At 40.6% G+C, this 21,364-nt stretch carries 15 protein-coding genes; 11 read left to right on the forward strand and 4 right to left on the reverse strand.

Going from position 1 to position 21,364, the window contains the following annotated elements:
• The first annotated feature begins 25 nt into the window (after positions 1-25).
• Entirely contained in the window at positions 26-766 is a 741-nt protein-coding gene (locus tag BACCOP_RS05410; RefSeq protein WP_007567100.1) for a NigD1/NigD2 family lipoprotein, read from the forward strand.
• 73 nt (positions 767-839) lie between these two features.
• Here the strand turns inward: BACCOP_RS05410 and fmt are convergent, their stop codons facing one another.
• The 3 genes from fmt to BACCOP_RS05425 are packed head-to-tail and all read right to left on the reverse strand — an operon-like array spanning position 840 to position 4,204.
• The gene (gene fmt, locus BACCOP_RS05415) at positions 840-1,811 is read right to left on the reverse strand and encodes a methionyl-tRNA formyltransferase (RefSeq protein ID WP_007567101.1); all 972 of its coding nucleotides are present in this window, start codon (positions 1,809-1,811) and stop codon (positions 840-842) included.
• Positions 1,812-1,825: 14 nt separating this feature from the next.
• The gene (locus BACCOP_RS05420; protein WP_007567102.1) at positions 1,826-3,625 is read right to left on the reverse strand and encodes a chloride channel protein; all 1,800 of its coding nucleotides are present in this window, start codon (positions 3,623-3,625) and stop codon (positions 1,826-1,828) included.
• 15 nt (positions 3,626-3,640) lie between these two features.
• Positions 3,641-4,204 (reverse strand): L-threonylcarbamoyladenylate synthase, encoded by a 564-nt coding sequence (locus BACCOP_RS05425; protein WP_040311858.1) that lies wholly within the window; start codon positions 4,202-4,204, stop codon positions 3,641-3,643.
• Positions 4,205-4,317: 113 nt separating this feature from the next.
• Between BACCOP_RS05425 and dinB the strand changes: the two genes are divergently transcribed.
• The 4 genes from dinB to BACCOP_RS05445 all read left to right on the forward strand — a co-directional run bounded on the left by dinB (position 4,318) and on the right by BACCOP_RS05445 (position 8,263).
• The gene (dinB, locus tag BACCOP_RS05430; RefSeq protein WP_040311859.1) at positions 4,318-5,418 is read left to right on the forward strand and encodes a DNA polymerase IV; all 1,101 of its coding nucleotides are present in this window, start codon (positions 4,318-4,320) and stop codon (positions 5,416-5,418) included.
• A 171-nt stretch (positions 5,419-5,589) separates the two neighbouring features.
• Positions 5,590-6,450, forward strand: a complete 861-nt coding sequence (locus BACCOP_RS05435; RefSeq protein WP_007561648.1) for a sigma-70 family RNA polymerase sigma factor — start codon at positions 5,590-5,592, stop codon at positions 6,448-6,450.
• Between the two features lie 167 nt (positions 6,451-6,617).
• Positions 6,618-7,028, forward strand: coding sequence for a hypothetical protein (locus tag BACCOP_RS05440; protein WP_007567105.1), 411 nt, complete (start codon positions 6,618-6,620; stop codon positions 7,026-7,028).
• A gap of 2 nt (positions 7,029-7,030) precedes the next feature.
• Positions 7,031-8,263 carry a clostripain-related cysteine peptidase gene (locus tag BACCOP_RS05445; RefSeq protein WP_007567106.1) on the forward strand — a complete coding sequence of 411 codons (1,233 nt, stop codon included), beginning with the start codon at positions 7,031-7,033 and terminating at the stop codon, positions 8,261-8,263.
• 5 nt (positions 8,264-8,268) lie between these two features.
• On the opposite strand, the gene BACCOP_RS05450 is transcribed toward BACCOP_RS05445, so the two are convergent.
• Positions 8,269-8,799 (reverse strand): DJ-1/PfpI family protein, encoded by a 531-nt coding sequence (locus BACCOP_RS05450; RefSeq protein WP_007567107.1) that lies wholly within the window; start codon positions 8,797-8,799, stop codon positions 8,269-8,271.
• 167 nt (positions 8,800-8,966) lie between these two features.
• On the opposite strand from BACCOP_RS05450, the gene BACCOP_RS05455 reads away from it, so the two are divergent.
• The 6 genes from BACCOP_RS05455 to BACCOP_RS05485 all read left to right on the forward strand — a co-directional run bounded on the left by BACCOP_RS05455 (position 8,967) and on the right by BACCOP_RS05485 (position 21,203).
• Positions 8,967-9,311 (forward strand): winged helix-turn-helix transcriptional regulator, encoded by a 345-nt coding sequence (locus BACCOP_RS05455; RefSeq protein WP_007567108.1) that lies wholly within the window; start codon positions 8,967-8,969, stop codon positions 9,309-9,311.
• A gap of 187 nt (positions 9,312-9,498) precedes the next feature.
• Positions 9,499-13,515, forward strand: coding sequence for a hybrid sensor histidine kinase/response regulator transcription factor (locus tag BACCOP_RS05460; protein WP_040311848.1), 4,017 nt, complete (start codon positions 9,499-9,501; stop codon positions 13,513-13,515).
• A gap of 304 nt (positions 13,516-13,819) precedes the next feature.
• Positions 13,820-14,653, forward strand: coding sequence for a glycoside hydrolase family 16 protein (locus BACCOP_RS05465; protein WP_007567110.1), 834 nt, complete (start codon positions 13,820-13,822; stop codon positions 14,651-14,653).
• 19 nt (positions 14,654-14,672) lie between these two features.
• Positions 14,673-17,867, forward strand: coding sequence for a SusC/RagA family TonB-linked outer membrane protein (locus BACCOP_RS05470; RefSeq protein WP_040311849.1), 3,195 nt, complete (start codon positions 14,673-14,675; stop codon positions 17,865-17,867).
• Positions 17,868-18,001: 134 nt separating this feature from the next.
• Positions 18,002-18,955 carry an IS110 family RNA-guided transposase gene (locus BACCOP_RS05475; RefSeq protein WP_007566304.1) on the forward strand — a complete coding sequence of 318 codons (954 nt, stop codon included), beginning with the start codon at positions 18,002-18,004 and terminating at the stop codon, positions 18,953-18,955.
• A gap of 565 nt (positions 18,956-19,520) precedes the next feature.
• Positions 19,521-21,203, forward strand: a complete 1,683-nt coding sequence (locus tag BACCOP_RS05485) for a SusD/RagB family nutrient-binding outer membrane lipoprotein (RefSeq protein WP_007566306.1) — start codon at positions 19,521-19,523, stop codon at positions 21,201-21,203.
• The last annotated feature ends 161 nt before the right edge of the window (positions 21,204-21,364 follow it).

Genomic DNA, 21,364 nt, shown 5'->3' on the forward strand with positions numbered 1-21,364 from the left:
TAAACGGATTATAAAAGCAACAGCCATGAAACGACGAAACTGTTTACAACAAATTATTGGAATATTACTCTGCTGCACATTATTCTCCTCGTGTCTGGATGATAATGAACCCGAAACCTTTTTTCCGACACTGGGAACTGTCAATGCAGATGAAAACGACATAACAATAGAATCTGACTCATATGGATTATTAATTCCGACTAACCCCGGATTCATTACTTCCACCCAAACAGATTCTACGGGGCAAAGAATACTTGCTGTTTTTCAATATACAGAAAACACAACTAAAGAAGGAAAAACAGGTATGCAGGTAGAACTAGTAAGAGTAAACAAAGTATTAACCAAAAAAGCTGATGACTTACGAATTGGTATAGAAGATGTATTTGGCAATAGTCCTATTCAAATTACAGCTGCTTCTATCAGTCAGAAACATCTGAACATTCAATATGAATATTATGGAAGTACAAACATCAGCCACCGAATCAGCCTAGTGTTAAATTCTGAAACTCAACTGGATGAAAATGGGTTACTACAGGTAGAATTCCGTCACAATAATCAAGGAGATACTTATTCTGAAAGATTGTGGGGAATTGTTTCATATACACTGGAAAGCATCCCTGATTATGATGAGTCTAAATGTAAGGGATTTAAGATTATCTATGACAGCGGGGCAAACAGTCGTGCAGAATGGATAGTTAAAATAAACTCTCAAGGTACACAAACAGAACAAAATCCGTCACGTTATATTGAGTCTTGTTGTTTCTAAGTTTATATCTCTGCACCATTCAGTAACAGCCCCTTCCCTCTTTTCGGGCTGTTCTGAATGGTTTTTTATTTTATTACTTCACATATGCTTTTTCTGTATGGCGATACCCACGCAAGAAATCATTTATCTCCATACGTTTTTTACCAGCCAGCTGTAACGAAAGAACATTCACATATCCGTCAGACGATGCTATTTTAAAATATGTTTTACAGTCGGTTACAATAGTACCCGGAGCCAATGAATGTTCACAGAATAATTTTTCAGTTTCAAATATCTTCAGCATAACAGGATCAGTCCCTTCCTGATAAAGTTCAGTCCATGCAGCTGGATAAGGTGATAAACCACGTACAAAATCGTAGATCCGTTTCACGCCTATTGTCCAATCGATACGACAGGTTTCTTTAAATATCTTTGGAGCAGGACGAAGTTCACCAACCTGAGCCAATTCTTCTTGTGGAATTGTTTTTACAGAACCTTCCAGAATAGCATCCACAGTCTTCAAAACCAAATCACCTCCCAAACGCATCAAACGTTCATAAACAACCTCCACATTATCAGTATCAGCTATAGGTACACGGACCTGATCTATAATCTCTCCTGTATCAATTTCATGCTTCAGGAAAAAGGTTGTAATACCAGTTTCGGTATCTCCATTTATCACAGCCCAATTTATCGGAGCTGCCCCACGGTATTGAGGAAGCAATGAAGCATGAAGATTAAACGTACCCAAACGCGGCATACTCCATACGACTTCAGGCAACATACGAAAAGCGACCACAATCTGTAAGTCAGCATTCAGGCTCCGAAGTTCTGCTACAAACTCTTCATTTTTTAATTTTTCAGGCTGTAGCACTTTTAAACCTTGGGAAACCGCATATTGTTTTACCGGACTCGGTTGCAATACACTTCCGTGACGCCCCATCGGTTTATCAGGCATCGTGATGACACCTACTATATTATATCCTCCCTCTACCAGTCTTTTTAAACTTTCCACTGCAAACTCGGGAGTTCCCATATATACAATTCTCAAATCCTTCTTATCCATAAGTCTTGTACTTTTTATTCAGCTGAAATATCCACCAATACCTGACGATAGGTATTCAACATTTTTGATTTCGAAACAAACCCAATATACTTATTATCCTCATCAACTACAGGTAAGTTCCAGGCCCCTGTCTGGTCAAACTTCTTCATCACAACTTCCATAGAGTCTGTACTAATAATAGGTGCTTTAGGAGGCTTCATAAAACTTTCTACCCGGAAACGGTGATATAATTCCTGACGGAAAATAATATTACGAATATCATCAAGAACTACTATACCAATTAGTTCATCATTTACATCAACCACAGGAAAAAGGTTACGGCTAGATTGAGAAATACGCTTCACCATCTCACCTAAATCCATATCAGGACGTACTTTCAGAAAATCTGTTTCCACAATACTCTCCATATTCATCAGTGTCAATACCGCCTTATCTTTATGATGGGTTATCAGCTCGCCTGTTTTTGCCAGACGCATAGAATAAATACTATGAGGCTCAAATACGATGATAGTCAGATAGGCACATACAGAAACAATCATTAGCGGAAGAAACAAATCATATCCACCTGTCAGTTCTGCAATCAAGAAAATACCCGTCAGTGGAGCATGCATAACTCCCGACATCAGACCAGCCATTCCCATCAGAGCAAAATTCTTTTCCGGAATATATGTATTTCCGATATGGAACTCATTACATACATACGAAAAGACAAACCCCGATATACATCCCAAAAACAGACTAGGAGCAAAAATACCACCGCAACCACCACCTCCATTTGTTGCACTAGAAGCAAAAACCTTAAACAAGATTATCAAAATAAGGTATACGACCAACAGATGCGTGCTACCATAAAACAATGAATTGTTCATTACAGTATTCCACTCTTCCGAGGTTTCACCGTTTAACAACAAACTAATGGTATCATATCCTTCACCATATAATGGTGGAAAAAGAAATATCAGAATACTCAGCATAGCTCCACCAATAACAAACTTAACATAAGGATTGGAATACCGGCGGAATATATTTTCTATCCAGTTCATTGAACGAGTAAAATACCAAGCAACCAAGCCACAAAATATACCTAAAGCGATGGCATATGGAATGCGTTCGAGCGAAAAAGGATAATCCAGATGAAACTGAAACATTGCTTCTGTACCCAAAAGCAGATACGAAACAGAAGCTGCGGTAACACTCGTTATCAGCAACGGAAGAAGTGAAGCCATCGTCAGATCTATCATCAACACCTCCAGCGTAAATACTAATCCAGCTATAGGAGCTTTAAAAATACCAGATACAGCACCAGCCGCTCCACAACCAACCAGCAACATCAAGGTCTTGTGATCCATACGGAAAACACTTCCCAAATTAGAGCCTATAGCAGATCCTGTCAATACAATCGGCGCCTCAGCTCCTACAGATCCACCACATCCGATAGTTATGGCAGAAGCACAAACCGACGACCAAATATTATGCCGTTTAATGCGACTTTGTTTACGCGATATGGCATAAAGAATCTTAGTTACACCATGACTGATATCATCACGTACCACCTTACGGATAAACAAACTGGTTATAAAAATACCCGCTACCGGATATACCAGATAAAGCCAGTTTGCCCCCATAGGGTCAAAATTCTCTGTCAGGAACTCCTTTATATATTCTACAAGAAACTTCAACACATAAGCAGCCAATGCGGTAAATATACCAACAAGAAAACTCAATATTAAAATAAACTGCTTATTTGTAATATGTTTTTCCCTCCATCGGATAAAACGTTGAAGCAAATCGAACTTATCTTGTGAAGTTTTCATCGAACGCGTAATTTTTTATTCTCTTATAACTTTCACAACACCGCCCTTACCTAATTTAATAATACTGGAAGGCTTAGGATGACCATTTTCTTCACGACGAAAATCAACTACATAATCTACCGCATTCTTTATTTCCTCACTTATCTCAGAAAAAATAGCAGGTGCAGGCTGGCCGCTGATATTGGCAGAAGTTGAAACTATCGCTTTACGAAAGCGGAAACATAATTCTTTCGAAAAGGTTTCATTTGTTACACGAATACCCACACTGCCATCCTCTGCAAGCAAATTAGGAGCTAAATTACGTGCTCCATCATAAATTATAGTAAAAGGTTTGGTAGTCATTTCGATTAAATCCCAAGCAACAGGAGGTACATCACTAACATAAAAATCGACCTTCACCGGACTATCTACAAGTACCAGCATTGCTTTACTGTCAGCTCTATGCTTAATTTCATATACTCGCTTTACAGCTTCCTCATTGGTTGCATCGCAGCCTATTCCCCAAACGGTGTCAGTCGGATAAAGTATCACACCGCCTTTTTGCATGATCTCACATGCCTTTTTAATTTCATCTTTCATCATAATGACTGTTCTCGCTAGTTTATTCAAAGCCTCACAAAAGTACAAATGATTTTTATGATAGCCCAAAAAACTTTCATTAAATTTGCATGAAAGAGCTTTTACGTCAAAACATGAACACGAGCCGGAAAATCATACACATAGATATGGATGCATTTTACGCTTCTGTAGAACAGCGTGACAATCCAGATTTAAAAGGTAAGCCTGTAGCAGTCGGACATTCAGAGAAACGAGGAGTTGTGGCTGCTGCAAGTTACGAAGCACGCAAGTATGGAGTGCGTTCGGCTATGTCATCGGTAAAAGCATTAAAAATCTGCCCAGAACTGATATTCGTAGAAGGGCGTATGGATGTATACAAAAGTGTATCGGCACAGATTCACGAAATTTTTCACGAATATACAGACATTATTGAACCGATATCACTTGACGAAGCATTTCTGGATGTGACAGAAAATAAAAAAGACATCAAACTGGCTGTAGATATAGCCCGGGAAATAAAAATCCGGATACGAAAAGAGTTAAACCTTGTAGCCTCTGCCGGAATATCATATAATAAATTCCTGGCCAAAGTTGCTTCCGATTTGCGCAAGCCAGACGGTCTTTGTACTATACACCCCGACCAAGCTGAAGAATTCATTGCCGGATTACCGATTGAAGCTTTTTGGGGAGTAGGACCTGTCACAGCCAAAAAGATGCATACATTGGGAATCTACAATGGAAGTACGCTTCGTAACTGTTCACTAGAAATGTTGACAAGGCAATTTGGAAAAATGGGGCAAGTATATTACGACTTTGCCCGAGGCATAGATAACCGTCCGGTTGAAGCTATACGTATCCGGAAATCAATAGGATGTGAGCACACACTCGAAAAAGACATATCACTCAAATCATCTGTTATCATAGAACTGTACCATGTCGCATGCGAATTGGCAGAACGGCTTAAAGCCAAAGATTTTCAAGGCAGTACACTTACACTGAAAGTAAAATTTCACGATTTTACTCAGATTACACGCAGTATTAGTGTTAACAAACAGTTGCATACTTTGCAAGATATCCTTCCGCTGTCCAAACAATTACTTGCGGAAGTAGACTACGAGCAACATCCTATACGGCTTCTCGGACTCTCCGTTTCTAACCCCAAAGAAGAAGAATCTCAATTTACAGAAAGCAATAAAGAAAAATGGATCCAATTAACTCTGAATTTTAAAGAATAAAAGAGAAAAGTGTCTTCATTCTCAAAAAATCTGACGTTTTTTCAATAAAAACACGACAAAATCCCTGAAAATTATCCGAATATTTTTAGCTTTATGTTTAATCTTTCTTAATGAAAGAATCGCTATATGAAAGTTTTTTAGTATTTTTGTAGCCAAATTCGGTGTATAATAATGAGACAACTAAAGATTACCAAAAGTATCACTAACCGAGAGAGTGCTTCTCTTGATAAGTATTTGCAGGAAATCGGTCGCGAGGACCTGATTACGGTTGAAGAAGAAGTAGAACTCGCTCAGCGTATTCGTAAGGGGGACCGCATTGCTTTGGAGAAACTTACACGTGCCAACTTGCGATTCGTAGTATCAGTAGCCAAACAGTACCAAAATCAAGGCTTGAGCCTTCCTGACTTGATAAACGAGGGAAATCTAGGTTTGATAAAGGCTGCTGAAAAGTTTGACGAAACTCGTGGATTTAAATTTATCAGTTATGCTGTATGGTGGATCCGCCAGTCTATTCTTCAAGCTTTGGCAGAACAATCGCGAATCGTACGCTTACCGTTGAATCAAGTTGGTTCACTGAACAAAATCAGTAAGGCATTCTCCAAGTTCGAACAAGAAAACGAACGTCGTCCTTCACCGGAAGAACTAGCAGACGAACTTGAGATTCCGGTAGATAAAATTTCAGATACGCTGAAAGTTTCAGGACGCCACATTTCTGTAGATGCTCCTTTCGTAGAAGGAGAAGACAACAGCTTGCTGGATGTCCTTGTAAACGACGACTCTCCAATGGCGGACCGTTCGCTGGTTAATGAATCACTTTCGAGGGAAATCGACAGAGCACTTTCTACGCTAACCGAAAGAGAAAAGGATATTATCCAAATGTTTTTCGGTATTAACACGCAAGAAATGACGTTGGAAGAAATCGGCGATAAATTCGGCCTCACACGTGAGCGCGTACGCCAGATTAAAGAAAAAGCTATCAGAAGATTAAGACAAAATTCTCGTAGCAAGTTGCTCAAATCTTATTTAGGGTAATAAGATAAAGATCGTTTCCGAAAACAAAACAGGATGCAACAGTGGGCAGAGCGCCACACTATTGCATCTTTTTTTATATCCATGCGTTTTTCTTTGTTAATTTTCTCTATTCCTTTTTCATATATTATCGCAAATATCTATTTTTGTGACCTAAAATAAACTAAATCATGAAATATCTTAAATTACTCTGCCTTTTATTGGTTGCGTCTGCAATTTTCCCTGCGCTGGCAAAATCACCAAAAGACAAACATAAATACGGTGTTTACATTACAGGAGTTTCTGCATCATTTTCAGATTCTTTGGTTTACTTTACTAATATACAGTACGTAGACAGTGCTGCTGTTGATGATAAGGATCTGCTTGTCGGACGTGCAGAATACAGCATGCAGCTTAAAGATTATCTGGAGTCAAACAAACAGTTAAAAAACCGCACTTGCTTCGTTTATTTCAACCGGAAAAAGAAAAATCTGCAAAAAGAAATAAACAAGCTGAAGGAAAAATATCAGAAGAATAAAAGTATCGTGGTATTAGAGGTTGATCCTGAATTTATCTTCAAGAAAGCCGAATTATATTATTAAGCATGAAGAAAGTCTTGCTATATCTCATTTCGATACTGGTTTTAAACGCCTGTTCCGATGAGATTCCCGAATACCACGAATCTGCACGTGCCAAACGTGTGGTACTTGCTTATATGGCAGCAAATAGTCCTTTTGATAATATTGATGCATGTATTATGAAGAACCTACAATGGATGTATGAAAGTCTATCCACCGCCAAAGATACTTGTACCCTAATGGTTTATTATAAACCTTCAAACAAAAATCAATACATAAAAACTGCGGAAATATTGGAATTCCAGACTGACGGTTACGGGAAAATAAATGGTCAGGAAATTTTACAAGGCTCTTCACTAACCATAGAAAATGTGATAGCGCAGGCAAAACATCATCAGGCACAACTCGGCATCGCTACCAATTCCGATATTATGAAAGAAAACCTACGAATCATGCAAGACATTGCTCCAGCAGAATCGTACGGCTTGATATTGGGCTCCCACGCTACCGGATGGCTTCCTTCTACTAATGCACAATATTCACGTTCCTTTGGAATTGATGGTGATACAAGCAATGCCATTAATATTCCAGAACTGGCAACAACCTTAGAGCAAAGTTTCCCCAGCGGCAATCTCGAATTTACACTGTTCGATGCCTGCATGATGGGTACAGCAGAAGTTTTCTATGAATTGCGCAATGCAACTCACTACTGCGTAGCTTCTGTAATGGAAACCCCTATAGCTGGTTTTCCTTACGATCGTTTCTTCATCAATCTCTATGAGGATGTGATTGATTATGCAAAGATATGCAGTGAAACAGCACAATTTAATAAGGAAAACAACTGGTGGGGTACGTACGCCGCAGTTGATTGTACAGCAATGGGAGAAGTAGCCCAAGCCATACAAGCAGAACTCCTCAGCCATCAGTCGGAACTCCAGACTTTAGATTATACACAAGTCCAGCAATACGGTTACGGCGAATATCGATATTTTTCGTTCGATGTAGTCGACTTCATTTCGCAACTGAACGGAGGTGTCGTATCTGCCAATGTACAGAGCAGCATCAACAAGGCTGTCATTGCCAAAGATTGCTTAGATGGAGAAGAATATCCATTGGGAACTTTAAAAATAGCTCCGGAACGTTTCTGCGGTATGGGTATGTATTTCCCCGGCAGAAATATCAGTTATACGTGGGACAGATACTGTCAGTCATCTATCGCATGGTATAACGCTGCCGGGTGGGATAAAATACAACCCTAATCGATTTATTTCTTCAGTACTTCAATCAATTGAGGCATCATCGAAGGCAGGGTATGTTCGCATTGTGCCGTAAAGAAATTGCCATCAATTTCATACTCAGCATCCGTAGCAATCCCTTTGCTTATAGCCGATTTTACCATTGGATGAAGGGCAAGTCGCTTACCTTCTGTCACACCGGCTATTTCAAACATCAGTGCAGCAGCACAATGCCCTGCCATCAGTTTACCTTTTTCTGCAAATTCCTTAATAACCTGCATCATAGCAACATAAGGAGCTTCTGAAGCATGCTCTCCAAAAACAGGAATCGCATCTCCACAAGAAAAGACCAGTGCATCGTACTCATCGGCATGCCCTTTCAAATGTTCTACAGTATCATCTGTGCGAAGTGCGATACCTGAATTCGTACGAATATCAGTCGTTTCCGCTACGGCATAGACACGATACTCAATTTTGTTTTCGTAAAAACTTTCCAAGTACTGAAACAGCCCCAATCCATTTACCGGATTGACGGCTAATACTGCAACACGCTTTGCCATAATTCTAGTTTTTTTTAAATATACATTAGTTATTATTAGTAACTTTATTACTTTTGTGTTGCAAATGTATCGACCTTACCCGGATAATACAAGAAGGCACATCAACGTCAGTCACTTACACCAGTGTAAGTATTATTATAAAACAAGCATTTACAAACTGTTAATATATGCAAAACTTTCATCATTCAGGTATATGTCCTATCCGAGATATCATCGCACGCATTAGTACCAAATGGGCAATGCTGGTTTTAATAAGCCTCCATACCAACGGAGTTATGCGGTTCAATGACATACAGAAAAGTATCGGAGAGATCTCACAACGAATGCTAACTGTTACATTACGCTCTTTAGAAACAGACGGACTGATAAAACGCACCGTTTATCCGGAAGTTCCCCCTCGCGTGGAATATAAGTTGACTCAACGAGGTGAAAGTTTAATGCCAATATTGAAAATGTTAACCAATTGGGCACTTGATCATGCAGAAGAAATCATGAAAGACCGACAAAAGTAACTATACAGCAAAATAGAAAAGTTATATTCACATGCGTTTTTCATATTTGATTTAGTTTAATTATTTTTGCAATATATGACAAATGATTTTGCATACAGCTATTTTTACAATAATCCTTGAATCACCAACAAAATCAGTATATCATACTTATGAAAAACGACCTCATGTCTTTGATAAACTTTACCGCATGAAAATCTTACTGAAATATATCATTATTCTCCTTGTATGGGCTATAAGTACTACTGCTCAGGCTGAATTGACAAACAAGATGTTCAACATCAGACATATCGGTCACGTAGAAGGACTTAGCAGCCAACGAGTGTTTTCAATCGTAGAAGACAACCATCATGCAATGTGGATTGCAACAAAAGCAGGTATAGACCGATACAATGGCCAGATGGTAAAAAACTATACCTTAGAGGGAAACTTCTATTATGGTGATATGGCTGGACGCAGAATCCGCTTACTGTATCACGAAAAGTACGGATTATGGGCATACGATCACACTGGCAGAATCTATCGATACCGGCCTGATACAGACAGTTTCGAACAAGAATTATATTTAGGCGAATCTATCAAGGGAGAAATTATCCTGAATAAGCTCTGTATGGGCCCAAACGGAACATTATGGCTGGGGTTAAGTAAAGGATTATACAAAAAAGCTCCCGATGAAGCTGTTTCACAGATTATTCCGAATAAGTACATCAATGACATTATCTGTGTAGGAGATTCTCTATTTACAGGAACATCCAACGGAGTGTTATATATATCATGTTCAAATCCTCGGCACACCAAAGTTCTCACAGAGAACAAAAACGTACAAACTCTTTTTTATGATAGCGCACATAAACAGCTTTGGATCGGAACATTCAATAATGGACTATGGACACTGGATCCGACAACTGGCATAGTAGAACACATCGAAAAACAGAACTCCTGCTTTTCCAGTCCCATCCGGGCCATCACAGCCTACGACGACCATACCCTACTGATCGGAATAGATGGAGGAGGTGTACATACAGTCAATCTGGAAACTAAAAGAAGTAATCTTTTTATCAATACAGAAGATAACAGCGATATCTACCTGCAAGGAAATGGAGTTTATGCCGTAACCCGCGATCATCAGGGAAATATCTGGATAGGAAGTTATACGGGAGGAGTATCTGTTGCTATCTACCTGAAATATCCTATAACTATCCTCAACCATGAAAGAGGTAATCCACAATCGCTGGCAAACGATAATGTCAATGATATCGAAGAAAATACCAACGGTGATATATGGTTTGCCACTGACGACGGAATCAGTATTTTAACTCCCTCCGGCATCTGGAAACATATACTGAAATCAACCGTTACCGTAACGTTGTGCAAAGGTAAAGACAGCAATATATGGGCCGGAACCTACGGAGACGGTGTGTATCAAATAGATAAGTCCGGAAAAACAACCACACACCTCACAGAAGGAAAAGGAGAACTGACTACCAACTACATATTCTCGATCACCGAAGATTATGACGGCGACTTGTGGATTGGGGGACTTGATGGCGGACTGGTTAAATGGGACAAATCAAGACAACGTAAACAGGTGTTCGATGTGAACTGGATACACTCCATTATGGCTATAAACCATCATCAGATAGCAGTAGCCACAGTAAACGGCTTCTGCATAATAGACAAACAGAGTGGAACTGTCAAACCTTATGCTACCACTCAAGATCTCAATGAGCAAAATGCCAGTGCTTACATCATTTCCATGCTTTTTAATGATGACGGAACGGTATGGTTAGGTACAGAAGGAGGAGGACTGAGTTTATATAACATGAATACTCACGAGCTGAAAACATTTACTACCCACGAAGGTATGTTGTCTGACGACGTATACAGTCTGCAACGGGATTCCCAGGGAGGTATATGGGCAAGTACAGGAAAAGGACTGGCTATTGTTAAAGACTTCCAGGTATCAAATTTGAATTATATCTATGACATAGACAAAGTATATAATAAATCATCGTATACCCAATTATCTGATGGAAGATTTGCATACGGAAGCACTAACGGAGCTGTATTTATTTCTCCCGACGCAGTAATGATGGTAGATTATCAAGCTCCACTGCGATTTACCGATTTACGAGTTGAATATCTCAATCCGCATGAAGCCAGACAGCTACATCCCTGCATCTATCAGATGCTAGTCGATAAGGACGTCCATCTGGGATACAGCCACAATTCGTTTGTCGTTACGTTCGAATCTATAAACTATCGGTTCCAGCACGACATTGCTTATCAGTATATTTTAGACGGATACGAAAAGTCATGGAGTAATCTATCTTCAAACGGATCTGTACGATATACCAATGTATCTCCCGGAACATATACACTCAAAGTACGCAGTTTGAGAAAAAGTAATGGAGAAATTATATCCGAGCAGACACTACCCATACAAATCGCACAGCCCTGGTGGAACTCATGGTATGCATGGATAGTATATATCTGTCTGGTAGGAGGTATTTTTTACTTTATCCTCCGCTTCAAGAGCAACCAGCTTCAGAAGCAATATGATGAAGACAAAATCAAATTCTTCATAGATACGGCTCACGACATCAGAACTCCGGTTACACTGATTATGGCCCCACTGGAAGATTTAGGAAAACAACAGGAACTATCTGTCGATGCACGTCAGCTGCTGGATATGGCACGTAACAACACGCGCAAGCTTCACACTCTCATCACACAACTGCTGGAGTTTGAGAAAGTAGATACACACAAGAAGTCTATCACACTGGAACCTGTAAATCTGAGTGAACTGCTTGTTGAAGAATGTGCAAGCTTCCAGGCACTATGCGACAAAAAACAGTTGCATTTGCATATTTCATTACCAGATCAGGATGTATATGCCATGGCAGACAGACATCTAATGGAAATGTTACTCGACAATTTACTCTCCAATGCATGCAAGTACACTCCATCACACGGAAATATAGAAATAAGTCTGCGATATAATAAGCAAAAAGTTATCATCGAAGTAAAAGACAATGGCATCGGTATACCCTCCAAAGCCAGAAAACACTTATTTAACAGTGTATACCGGGCTGAAAATGCCAGAGAATCACACGAGTCTGGCACAGGATTCGGTTTATTGCAGGTACAGCGTATTGTAAAGATGCTACATGGAAAAGTATCTTATGAATCAGAAGTAAACAAAGGTACAACATTCTCTGTTACATTACAGAAAGCTCATAATACAGCTGCCGTATCACAAACACTTCAGGCTACTTCACACCTATCATCACCTTCACAACAAAACGAAAATACTACATATTCTTCACCAGAGAAGAAAGAGGTTGAAGAGAAACTGGAAGGTAAAGATACGTTGCTGATAGTAGAAGATCACGAAGAATTGCGCTACTATCTACGCAAGACCTTTGAACACTATTATCGTGTCATTGATGTCGCAAATGGGAAAGAAGCTCTCGATTATCTGTCGAATGAATATCCCGATCTGATCTTATCGGATGTAATGATGCCGGGGACTCAGGGGGACGAATTATGTCAAATGGTAAAAGAAAATCCGGATACAGCCGGTATACCTTTTATCTTGCTCACTGCCAAAACCAATTATGATGCCGTAGTAGAAGGATTGAAAAAAGGCGCAGACGATTATATCCCCAAACCTTTTAGTACAGAAATACTAAAGTTAAAGGTACGCGGATTCATAGAAAACAGAAATCGTCAGCGAGATTTCTTCATGCGACAAGCTCTCAAAGAGGTAGAAAATGGCAGAAACAATACCACATCAACTCCTGACCAGCCAGCTCAACAAAGTGATGACACCATTGATAACCAGCCGGCACTTTCCGAAAGTGACCATGCATTTGTGATACGTGCTACTCAACTGGTCATTGAGAATATCAGCAATGCAGAATTCAATATCAACAGTCTGTGTCAGGAAATGGCTATGAGCCGTACTCTTTTTTACAGCCGGCTCAAATCGCTGACAGGAAAAGCTCCGCAAGAGTTTATCCGTATCATCCGATTACAACAAGCAGCCGAACTGCTGAAGCAAGGCAAAAACGTGACAGAAGTAGCTACTGATACAGGATTTATAAATGTAAAATATTTCAGCATGCTATTCAAAAAACAATTTGGCATTCAGCCCAGCAAATATGAGCAGGACAGTTCAGCCTCATCATCAGACAAGCAATAAGAAATTCATTTAGTCTTACATAAGAAAGTCGGTAAAAAAACAGTTTACCGGCTTTTTTTATGCCTTCTTCTCTCAAAAACGACTCTTTTCACCGGCATAAAGCTGTTTCAGATAGTCATAAAACTATCACTTCCAGTAGAAATGTCAGCAATCAAACCTTATATGTCAGCTATCTGACCATCTTATTTGCATACAATCCCCACTTTTGCACAGAGCTCAACAGCCACACGGCGTATTAGTCACCGCAGCTACAACCGGGCTCCCTACGAACCGATAATGATCTTAACCCATAAATATCTGTAATATGAAAAAAGTAAAAATTCTACTGGCACTGGCAATGTGCTCAATGTATCAGTCCTGCTCATCCGATGAAGTAAACATGAATCCGCAGGAAGAATCTCAGGAAAAAGTTGTATTTAAAGATGACTTCGAAACATTCGACAGCAATGTATGGACCAAAGAAGAACACGAAGCCGGATGGGTAAATCAAGAACTGCAAATATATGATGCAGCACATGTATCGACCGGGACAGATGAAGGACGATCTGTACTTATTTTAACGGCAGAACGGAAAGGAGACAAAATCTATTCCGGAAGAGTAAACAGTCAAGGTAAAAAAAGTTTTCAATATGGTAAGATAGAAGCAAGCATCAAGCTTCCCCAAACAGCAAATGGTCTATGGCCTGCATTTTGGATGATGGGCGACAATAATATGCCTTGGCCTCAGTGCGGAGAAATCGATATTATGGAAATGGGACAGGAAAACGGTATAATCAACGGTACGTCTGAAACCTATCTCAACACAGCCATCCACTATGGAACCGACTACGAAAGCGGACATCGTCAGGAATATCATGCCGATAATGTTTCACAGAGTCTGCAAGATGGGAAATATCATACCTACTTGCTGGAATGGAATGAAAACAGTCTGACTGTAAGCATAGACGGAACCAAGTTTTACACTTTCGACATCAGCAAAGTCAGCGGACGTTATGAATATTTTCACCATAACTTCTACATCCTGTTCAATCTGGCTGTAGGTGGAAGTTTTACCGGCATCACAGATGTCAATGCCATCACTGCATTGAAAGACGGAGAGAAGGTAAACATGTATATCGACTGGATAAAAGTTTATTAATCTTAATACAAACAAATCTATGAAAACAAAAAATTGCAGGTACACACTATTATGTGGCACACTCTCACTTTGTTTTATAGGTGGAATTTCACCGATGAAAGCAATTACCCAACCAGTTCATTCTGCTGTTGAGCAACAGACCCACACTGTAACCGGAACTGTAACCGATGCTACCGGTCCCGTTATCGGAGCATCAGTTATAGAAAAAGGAAATACTACCAACGGAACCATCACCGACTTAGATGGAAAGTTTACATTAAACGTAGCTCCAGGTGCAACACTGGTTATCAGTTACATTGGCTACAAAACGATAGAAATAGAAGCAAGTAAAAAGCCATTGAATATTGTCATGGCTGAAGACAGTAAGGTATTGAATGAAGTAGTAGTAACTGCATTAGGTATCAAAAGAGAACGTAAGGCATTGGGCTACGGAGTTGATGAGGTAAAAGGTGAATCGCTTACAAAAGCCAAGGAAACAAACGTAATCAACTCAATGGCAGGTCGCGTTCCGGGACTTGTAGTCAGCCAGACAGCCGGAGGTCCTTCCGGATCAACACGAGTTATTTTGCGTGGTAGTACAGAAATGACAGGAAACAACCAGCCGTTGTATGTCATCGACGGTGTGCCTCTTGATAATACCAACTATGGTAGTGCTGGTACTTCAGGAGGTTTCGATTTAGGTGACGGAATTTCCAGTATCAATCCCGATGATATCGAAAACATGTCTGTATTGAAAGGTCCTGCTGCATCTGCTCTTTACGGTAGCCGTGCCAGTCATGGAGTTATCCTCATTACAACCAAAAAAGCCAATGGAAAAGAGAAATTCAGTGTAGAATATAATGGTACACTCACCTTCGATACCCAGTTGGCTAAATGGAACGATATACAGCAGGTATATGGTATGGGAAGCAACGGAACATACAGCATCGATGCCATTTCAAATACGAACAAAAGCTGGGGACCAAAAGCTGACGGCAGTAATATGCTGACATATTTTGACGGTGTAGCACGTCCTTATCTCATCATTCCAGACAATACTTCCGGATTCTTCCAAACAGGTCTGACAGCTACCAATACAGCTATCATCAGTGCCAACAGCGGACATACAGGTGTACGTTTCACCTATACCGATATGAGAAACAAAGATATTGTTCCTCAGTCGAACATGAGCCGTGACATTTTCAACCTGCGTACCAACACCAGTCTGGGAAAGGTAGATGTTGACTTCAGTGCCAACTATACTCGCGAAGCTGTAAAAAATCGCCCGGCACTGGGTGACAGCAAATCGAACATCGGAAAGAACCTGATGACTCTGGCAACAACCTACGATCAGGAATGGCTGAAAAACTATCAGGATGAAAACGGTGAATATTCCAACTGGAATGGTATGGACCCATACAACGTAAATCCTTACTGGGACGTTTACAAAAACTCCAACAATTCGAAGAAAGACCAGTTCCGTTTCAATGGAAAAGCAATCTGGAACATTAACAAACACCTGAAACTGCAAGGTACAATCGGTGCAGAACTGAACTACTTCATATTCGAAGATTTCAAAGCTCCTACTACCCCGGGATACGAAGCCGGTTATTTGCAGAACAGTAATTTCCGTAACCGCATGTACAACTTCGAACTACTTGCCCTCTATAACAATACGTGGGGAGATTTCGATTTCAATGCAACATTGGGAGGAAACGTTTACAAGGTCAATAATCAGACTACCGTCACTACTGCCCAGGATATGCAGATTCGTGATGTAGTAGCCCTGATGAGCTTCAATGAAACCAGCTTGGAACAGAACAGTTACCGTAAACAAATCAATTCGGTTTATGGTGCAGTAAACGTAGGATGGAAACATTTGGTTTATCTCGATGCAACTTTACGCGGCGACCAGTCGTCTACCCTGCCTATCGGAAACAATGTATATGTTTATCCGTCATTCTCCGGAAGTTTTGTATTCTCGGAATTACTAAAACAAAGTGACCTGATGCCTTACGGAAAGTTCCGTTTATCATGGGCACAAGTAGGTAGCGACACCGATCCTTATCAGTTGGGACTGGTTTACAGCAAATCGAAATTTACCTACCCGGGCTATACCATCGGATACATCAATAATTCGACAATGCCTAATAAAAACTTGAAACCGACTAAGACCAACTCTTTCGAACTTGGTCTGGAGATGAAGTTCCTGAAGAACCGTATCGGACTCGACTTTACTTACTACACTCAAAACAGTAAGAATCAGATTATGGGTATGGCCAGTTCATGGACTTCCGGTTATAACTACCGCCTGATCAACGCTGGTGAAATTGAAAATAAAGGTATCGAAATCGCACTTAACACACGTCCGATAGAACTTAAGGATTTCTCCTGGGATTTGAACCTGAACTTTTCAAAGAACAGCAATAAAGTAAAGAAACTGGTAGATGGCATGGACATGTTCGAACTTGAAAAAGCAGCATGGCTGGATGTACAAGTTGCAGCAAAAGTCGGCGAGAACTTCGGAGCCATCGTAGGACCGGACTTCAAACGCAATGAAAACGGAGATATTCTTATAGACCCGCAGACCGGACTTCCACAGTACGACAAGAGCAATCATGTACTGGGTAATGCTTCCTGGGACTGGACCGGAGGTCTTGGAACAACGCTTACTTATAAAAACTTATCTCTCTCTGCTCTTTTCGATATCAAAGTCGGAGCTGACCTCTATTCTATGTCTGCCCGTGCTTCTTATGAATCTGGTAAAAGTAAAGAAACACTCGCAGGCCGTGAAGAATGGTATCGCTCGGAAGAACAACGCCAGGCCGCAGGTATTGCCAAAGGTTCTCCCGACTGGACTCCTACCGGTGGTTTCATTGCTCCGGGTGTAATTGATAACGGTGACGGAACTTATCGTCCGAATGATATTTACATTAACCCGGAAGATTACTGGATGAGTGTCTGCCGAAATGCTCCGTCAATGTTTATCTACGACAATTCATACATCAAATGCCGTGAAATCACCTTAAGCTACAGAGTACCTCAGTCATGGCTGAAAAACGTAGTAAAAGGACTCACAGTTTCATTCGTTGCACGTAATCCGTTTATCGTATGGAAGAATATTCCAAATATTGATCCGGATTCAAACTATAACAATACAACCGGTATGGGATTGGAATATGGTTCACTCCCATCACGCAGAAGTTACGGATTCAATGTCAATCTCAAATTCTAAAGATAGTTCATTACGTAATATATTAAAGAAGAAATACAATGAAATACCCATGAGATAAAAAATCACGCCCAAGAGAATGTAAATAGTCAAGCTGAAGTTACCTTTGTATAGTGTAACCCTAAAATGTATCAGTTATGGCAGAAGTGACATTCCCTCAGTTGATACAGCGCGCTTGCGGTATCGACGTCCACCTGAAGGTTGTGGTGGCGACAATTGACGGAGCAGGCATCCAACGCGAGACCCGCTCATTCAAAACCTTCACGAGTTCTTTGAATGAATTGAAAGAATGGCTATTGTCCAATGGTGTAACGCATGTGGGAATGGAGAGTACCGGTGTTTACTGGAAGCCGGTTTATAAGGTTCTTGAAGATTCCATTCCCAATGTCTGGATAGTCAATGCCCGTCACATTAAGAATGTTCCGGGTCACAAGACAGACAAGATGGACAGCGAATGGATCTGCAAGCTTCTTCTGGCAGGTCTTCTCAAACCGAGCTATATTCCTCCCAAGGAGCAGCGTCAGCTTCGTGACCTGACGCGTTACCGGAACAAGCTTATTCAGCAGATAGCTTCAGAGAAGAACCGTATGATGCGTATTCTTGAAGACTGCAACATCAAGCTTTCAAGTGTAGTAAGTAATACAAGCGGTACGACAGCTACTTCTCTTATTGATATGCTTTGTGAAGGCAAAGTCCTTACTCTTGATGATATAAATTCAGTTTATCACGGTAAACTGTCAGCCAGTCCTGAAGAATTGCTTGAGGCGTGTACCGGTTTTGTTGAAGAGCATCACATTTATCTTCTTCAGATGATCCGAAAGGATATAGACCAGACTCAGACTTTGGTTGATGATTTGTCCGAACGTATAAAGAGACTGTTGTCCAAGTACGAGAATGTCCTTGAACTTCTCAGGGAGATTCCCGGTTTTAGCACCAAGGTTGTAGAGGATCTGGTTTCTGAGATAGGTCTTGACATGTCCCACTTCCCTTCTGAAAAGCATCTTTCGTCCTGGGCCGGTCTTTCTCCGGGCAACAACGAGAGTGCGGGTAAAAAAAAAGCGCACGAATCACTCACGGAAACAAACAGGTAAAGGCGGTAATCACAGAAGCCGCATGGGCTGCGACCCGTACAAAGAATACGTTTTTTAGTGAGAGATACCATCGTATAGCTGCCCGCAGAGGAAAGAAACGTGCCTTGATTGCAGTGGGACATTCTCAGTTGATATCCGTTTATCTGATACTGAGTACAGGGTCCCGTTACCATGAACTTGGAGCACAATATATGCAATCCAAGATAGAGCAGAAACGCAAGGTATATTTGTCTTCTGAACTTAAAAAGCTTGGATACAATGTCTCACTTACTAAAGTTCCACAAGCTGTAACACTGAACTAATAATATAGACCAAAGGCCGACTTTTACTGGAATTACCATAGCCCGACAATGAAATTGGTCTCAACAGCTAAGCGCCAAAGATTGTGACTTATGTACACGTGTATGAAACTTTTAAATTCTTAGCTGTTGCTATTTATTATTGTACAATAGCCGCACTTGTGTTCTCATAAGTGCTAATCTTTCTTTTATCCAAAACCTCGGATTTATATCAATTTTAGTATAAACCTGTCCTACTTTGTGTGTAGGACGCTTAATATTTACGTATGAAAAACTATAAATCATATTTTACCCTGATATTGGCGGCATTCATCATATTCTTTACAGCATGTAGCGATGAGTATATGGAGAATATGAATACAGATCCGTCGAAAGCCTCAACTATCGATCCGAATGCACAGCTTACCACAGCCCAGCTACAGACTTACGGTGATCTAGGAATGGTAGAAATTTACAGAAACTACCTGTATGCATTCAACCAACAACTTATGGGATGTTGGAATACAACAAACTATGGAGGCAGACATACTGTCGACAATAATGAAATGGGACGTGTCTGGACAACATTCTATACCACAGCTATCAAAAATCTGACAGATGCTCAATATCGTACAGCCGATAATGCTGAAAAAGTAAATATCAATTCGGCAGTACGTATCTACAGAGTATACCTTATGTCGGTCATTACAGATATTCATGGAGATGTACCTTGCAGTGAAGCAGGCAAAGGCTTTCTGGAAGAGAAATTCAACCCACGTTACGATACACAGGAAGAAATCTACAACGATTTCTTCACAGAACTCAAAACTGCCGGCAACAACATGGATGTCAGCAAAGACAAAATTACAGGTGATGTTATTTTCAACGGCGACGTAAGCAAATGGAAAAAACTTGCCAATTCATTGAGAATGAGATTTGCCATGCGTATCTCCAATGTCGCTCCTCAAAAAGCTCAGGAAGAGTTTGAGGCAGCCCTGCAAGACGAAGGCGGCATCTTCCAAAGCAATGATGACAATGCACTTATCCAATACATGGAAAAATCATTCAGTTTCGGACAAGAAGCCTATACAGACTACCGTGGAAATGCCTTGTCACAACTGTTGTTCGGTAACGATCCGGCCAATAACCCAAGCTATCTATGTTCTACTCTCTTCAATCAGTTGTATAACACAGGTGATCCTCGTACGTTTATGATCGGACGCTGCTATTACGATGGCCTGATGAGTTCTACCAGCCCCGATAACCGCATCGATCTGACAAACGAAATGCTGGAAAAAGGTATCGCTTTCCAGCCATGCGAACCGGGAGCATTCAGCTATGATCCGTGGCCTAGTGGATATGACAGCGATATTTTGAAGGAGCTTGCAGAAACCAATCCTTCCATAAGCACAACAGTAGCTCGTGAAACAGAACCTAAACTGGCTAACAACTTTCTGAAAAGTACAAACCCCGGCGTAGTCATGACATACGCAGAAGTTGAATTTCTATTGGCCGAAGCTTCTCTCAAAGGATGGAATACAGGAAGTAAGTCTATAGACGAACTGTACAGAACAGGAGTACGTGCAGCTATCGATTTCCTGACAGAAAGCTATGGATGCGACCAGGTTTCGGATGAAACATTCGAAGAATATATAAATCAAAACGGAATCGGACATACTGACGAACAGAAAAAAGAAGCCATCAATACACAGGCCTGGATTCTCCACTTCACCAATCCGGCTGAATGTTGGGCAAACATACGCCGTTCTGGTTATCCGAAATTGAAATCACCTGCTGAATACGGTTTCGGACAATATCTGACCGGCGGTACTGAAATTCCGGTGCGCCTTTGCTACCCGGTTCTGGAATCATCTTACAATAAAGTAAGTTACGAAGAAGCTCTAAACCGCATGGGAGGAACAGACAACTGGTACACTCCGGTATGGTGGGACAAAGATGCAACAAAATAACAATCATTTTTTAATTAGATTCAGATATGAAAAAGATATACCACATACTATTAATCATGCTTGCTATGAGCTTCGGACTCATCGCCTGCACGGAAGAAACTCCATTTTCTACAGCAACAGAAAATGACGATCCCCGAATCCTTGACCCTTTGTTGGAATTC

The sequence above is a fragment of the Phocaeicola coprocola DSM 17136 genome, assembly GCF_000154845.1.
Lineage (GTDB): Bacteria > Bacteroidota > Bacteroidia > Bacteroidales > Bacteroidaceae > Phocaeicola > Phocaeicola coprocola.

Coding starts and splice junctions, on each gene's coding strand:
- BACCOP_RS05410 (WP_007567100.1), top strand. CDS start 26: ATGAAACGACGAAACTGTTTACAACAAATTATTGGAATATTACTCTGC.
- fmt (WP_007567101.1), bottom strand. CDS start 1,811: ATGGATAAGAAGGATTTGAGAATTGTATATATGGGAACTCCCGAGTTT.
- BACCOP_RS05420 (WP_007567102.1), bottom strand. CDS start 3,625: ATGAAAACTTCACAAGATAAGTTCGATTTGCTTCAACGTTTTATCCGA.
- BACCOP_RS05425 (WP_040311858.1), bottom strand. CDS start 4,204: ATGAAAGATGAAATTAAAAAGGCATGTGAGATCATGCAAAAAGGCGGT.
- dinB (WP_040311859.1), top strand. CDS start 4,318: ATGAACACGAGCCGGAAAATCATACACATAGATATGGATGCATTTTAC.
- BACCOP_RS05435 (WP_007561648.1), top strand. CDS start 5,590: ATGAGACAACTAAAGATTACCAAAAGTATCACTAACCGAGAGAGTGCT.
- BACCOP_RS05440 (WP_007567105.1), top strand. CDS start 6,618: ATGAAATATCTTAAATTACTCTGCCTTTTATTGGTTGCGTCTGCAATT.
- BACCOP_RS05445 (WP_007567106.1), top strand. CDS start 7,031: ATGAAGAAAGTCTTGCTATATCTCATTTCGATACTGGTTTTAAACGCC.
- BACCOP_RS05450 (WP_007567107.1), bottom strand. CDS start 8,799: ATGGCAAAGCGTGTTGCAGTATTAGCCGTCAATCCGGTAAATGGATTG.
- BACCOP_RS05455 (WP_007567108.1), top strand. CDS start 8,967: ATGCAAAACTTTCATCATTCAGGTATATGTCCTATCCGAGATATCATC.
- BACCOP_RS05460 (WP_040311848.1), top strand. CDS start 9,499: ATGAAAATCTTACTGAAATATATCATTATTCTCCTTGTATGGGCTATA.
- BACCOP_RS05465 (WP_007567110.1), top strand. CDS start 13,820: ATGAAAAAAGTAAAAATTCTACTGGCACTGGCAATGTGCTCAATGTAT.
- BACCOP_RS05470 (WP_040311849.1), top strand. CDS start 14,673: ATGAAAACAAAAAATTGCAGGTACACACTATTATGTGGCACACTCTCA.
- BACCOP_RS05475 (WP_007566304.1), top strand. CDS start 18,002: ATGGCAGAAGTGACATTCCCTCAGTTGATACAGCGCGCTTGCGGTATC.
- BACCOP_RS05485 (WP_007566306.1), top strand. CDS start 19,521: ATGAAAAACTATAAATCATATTTTACCCTGATATTGGCGGCATTCATC.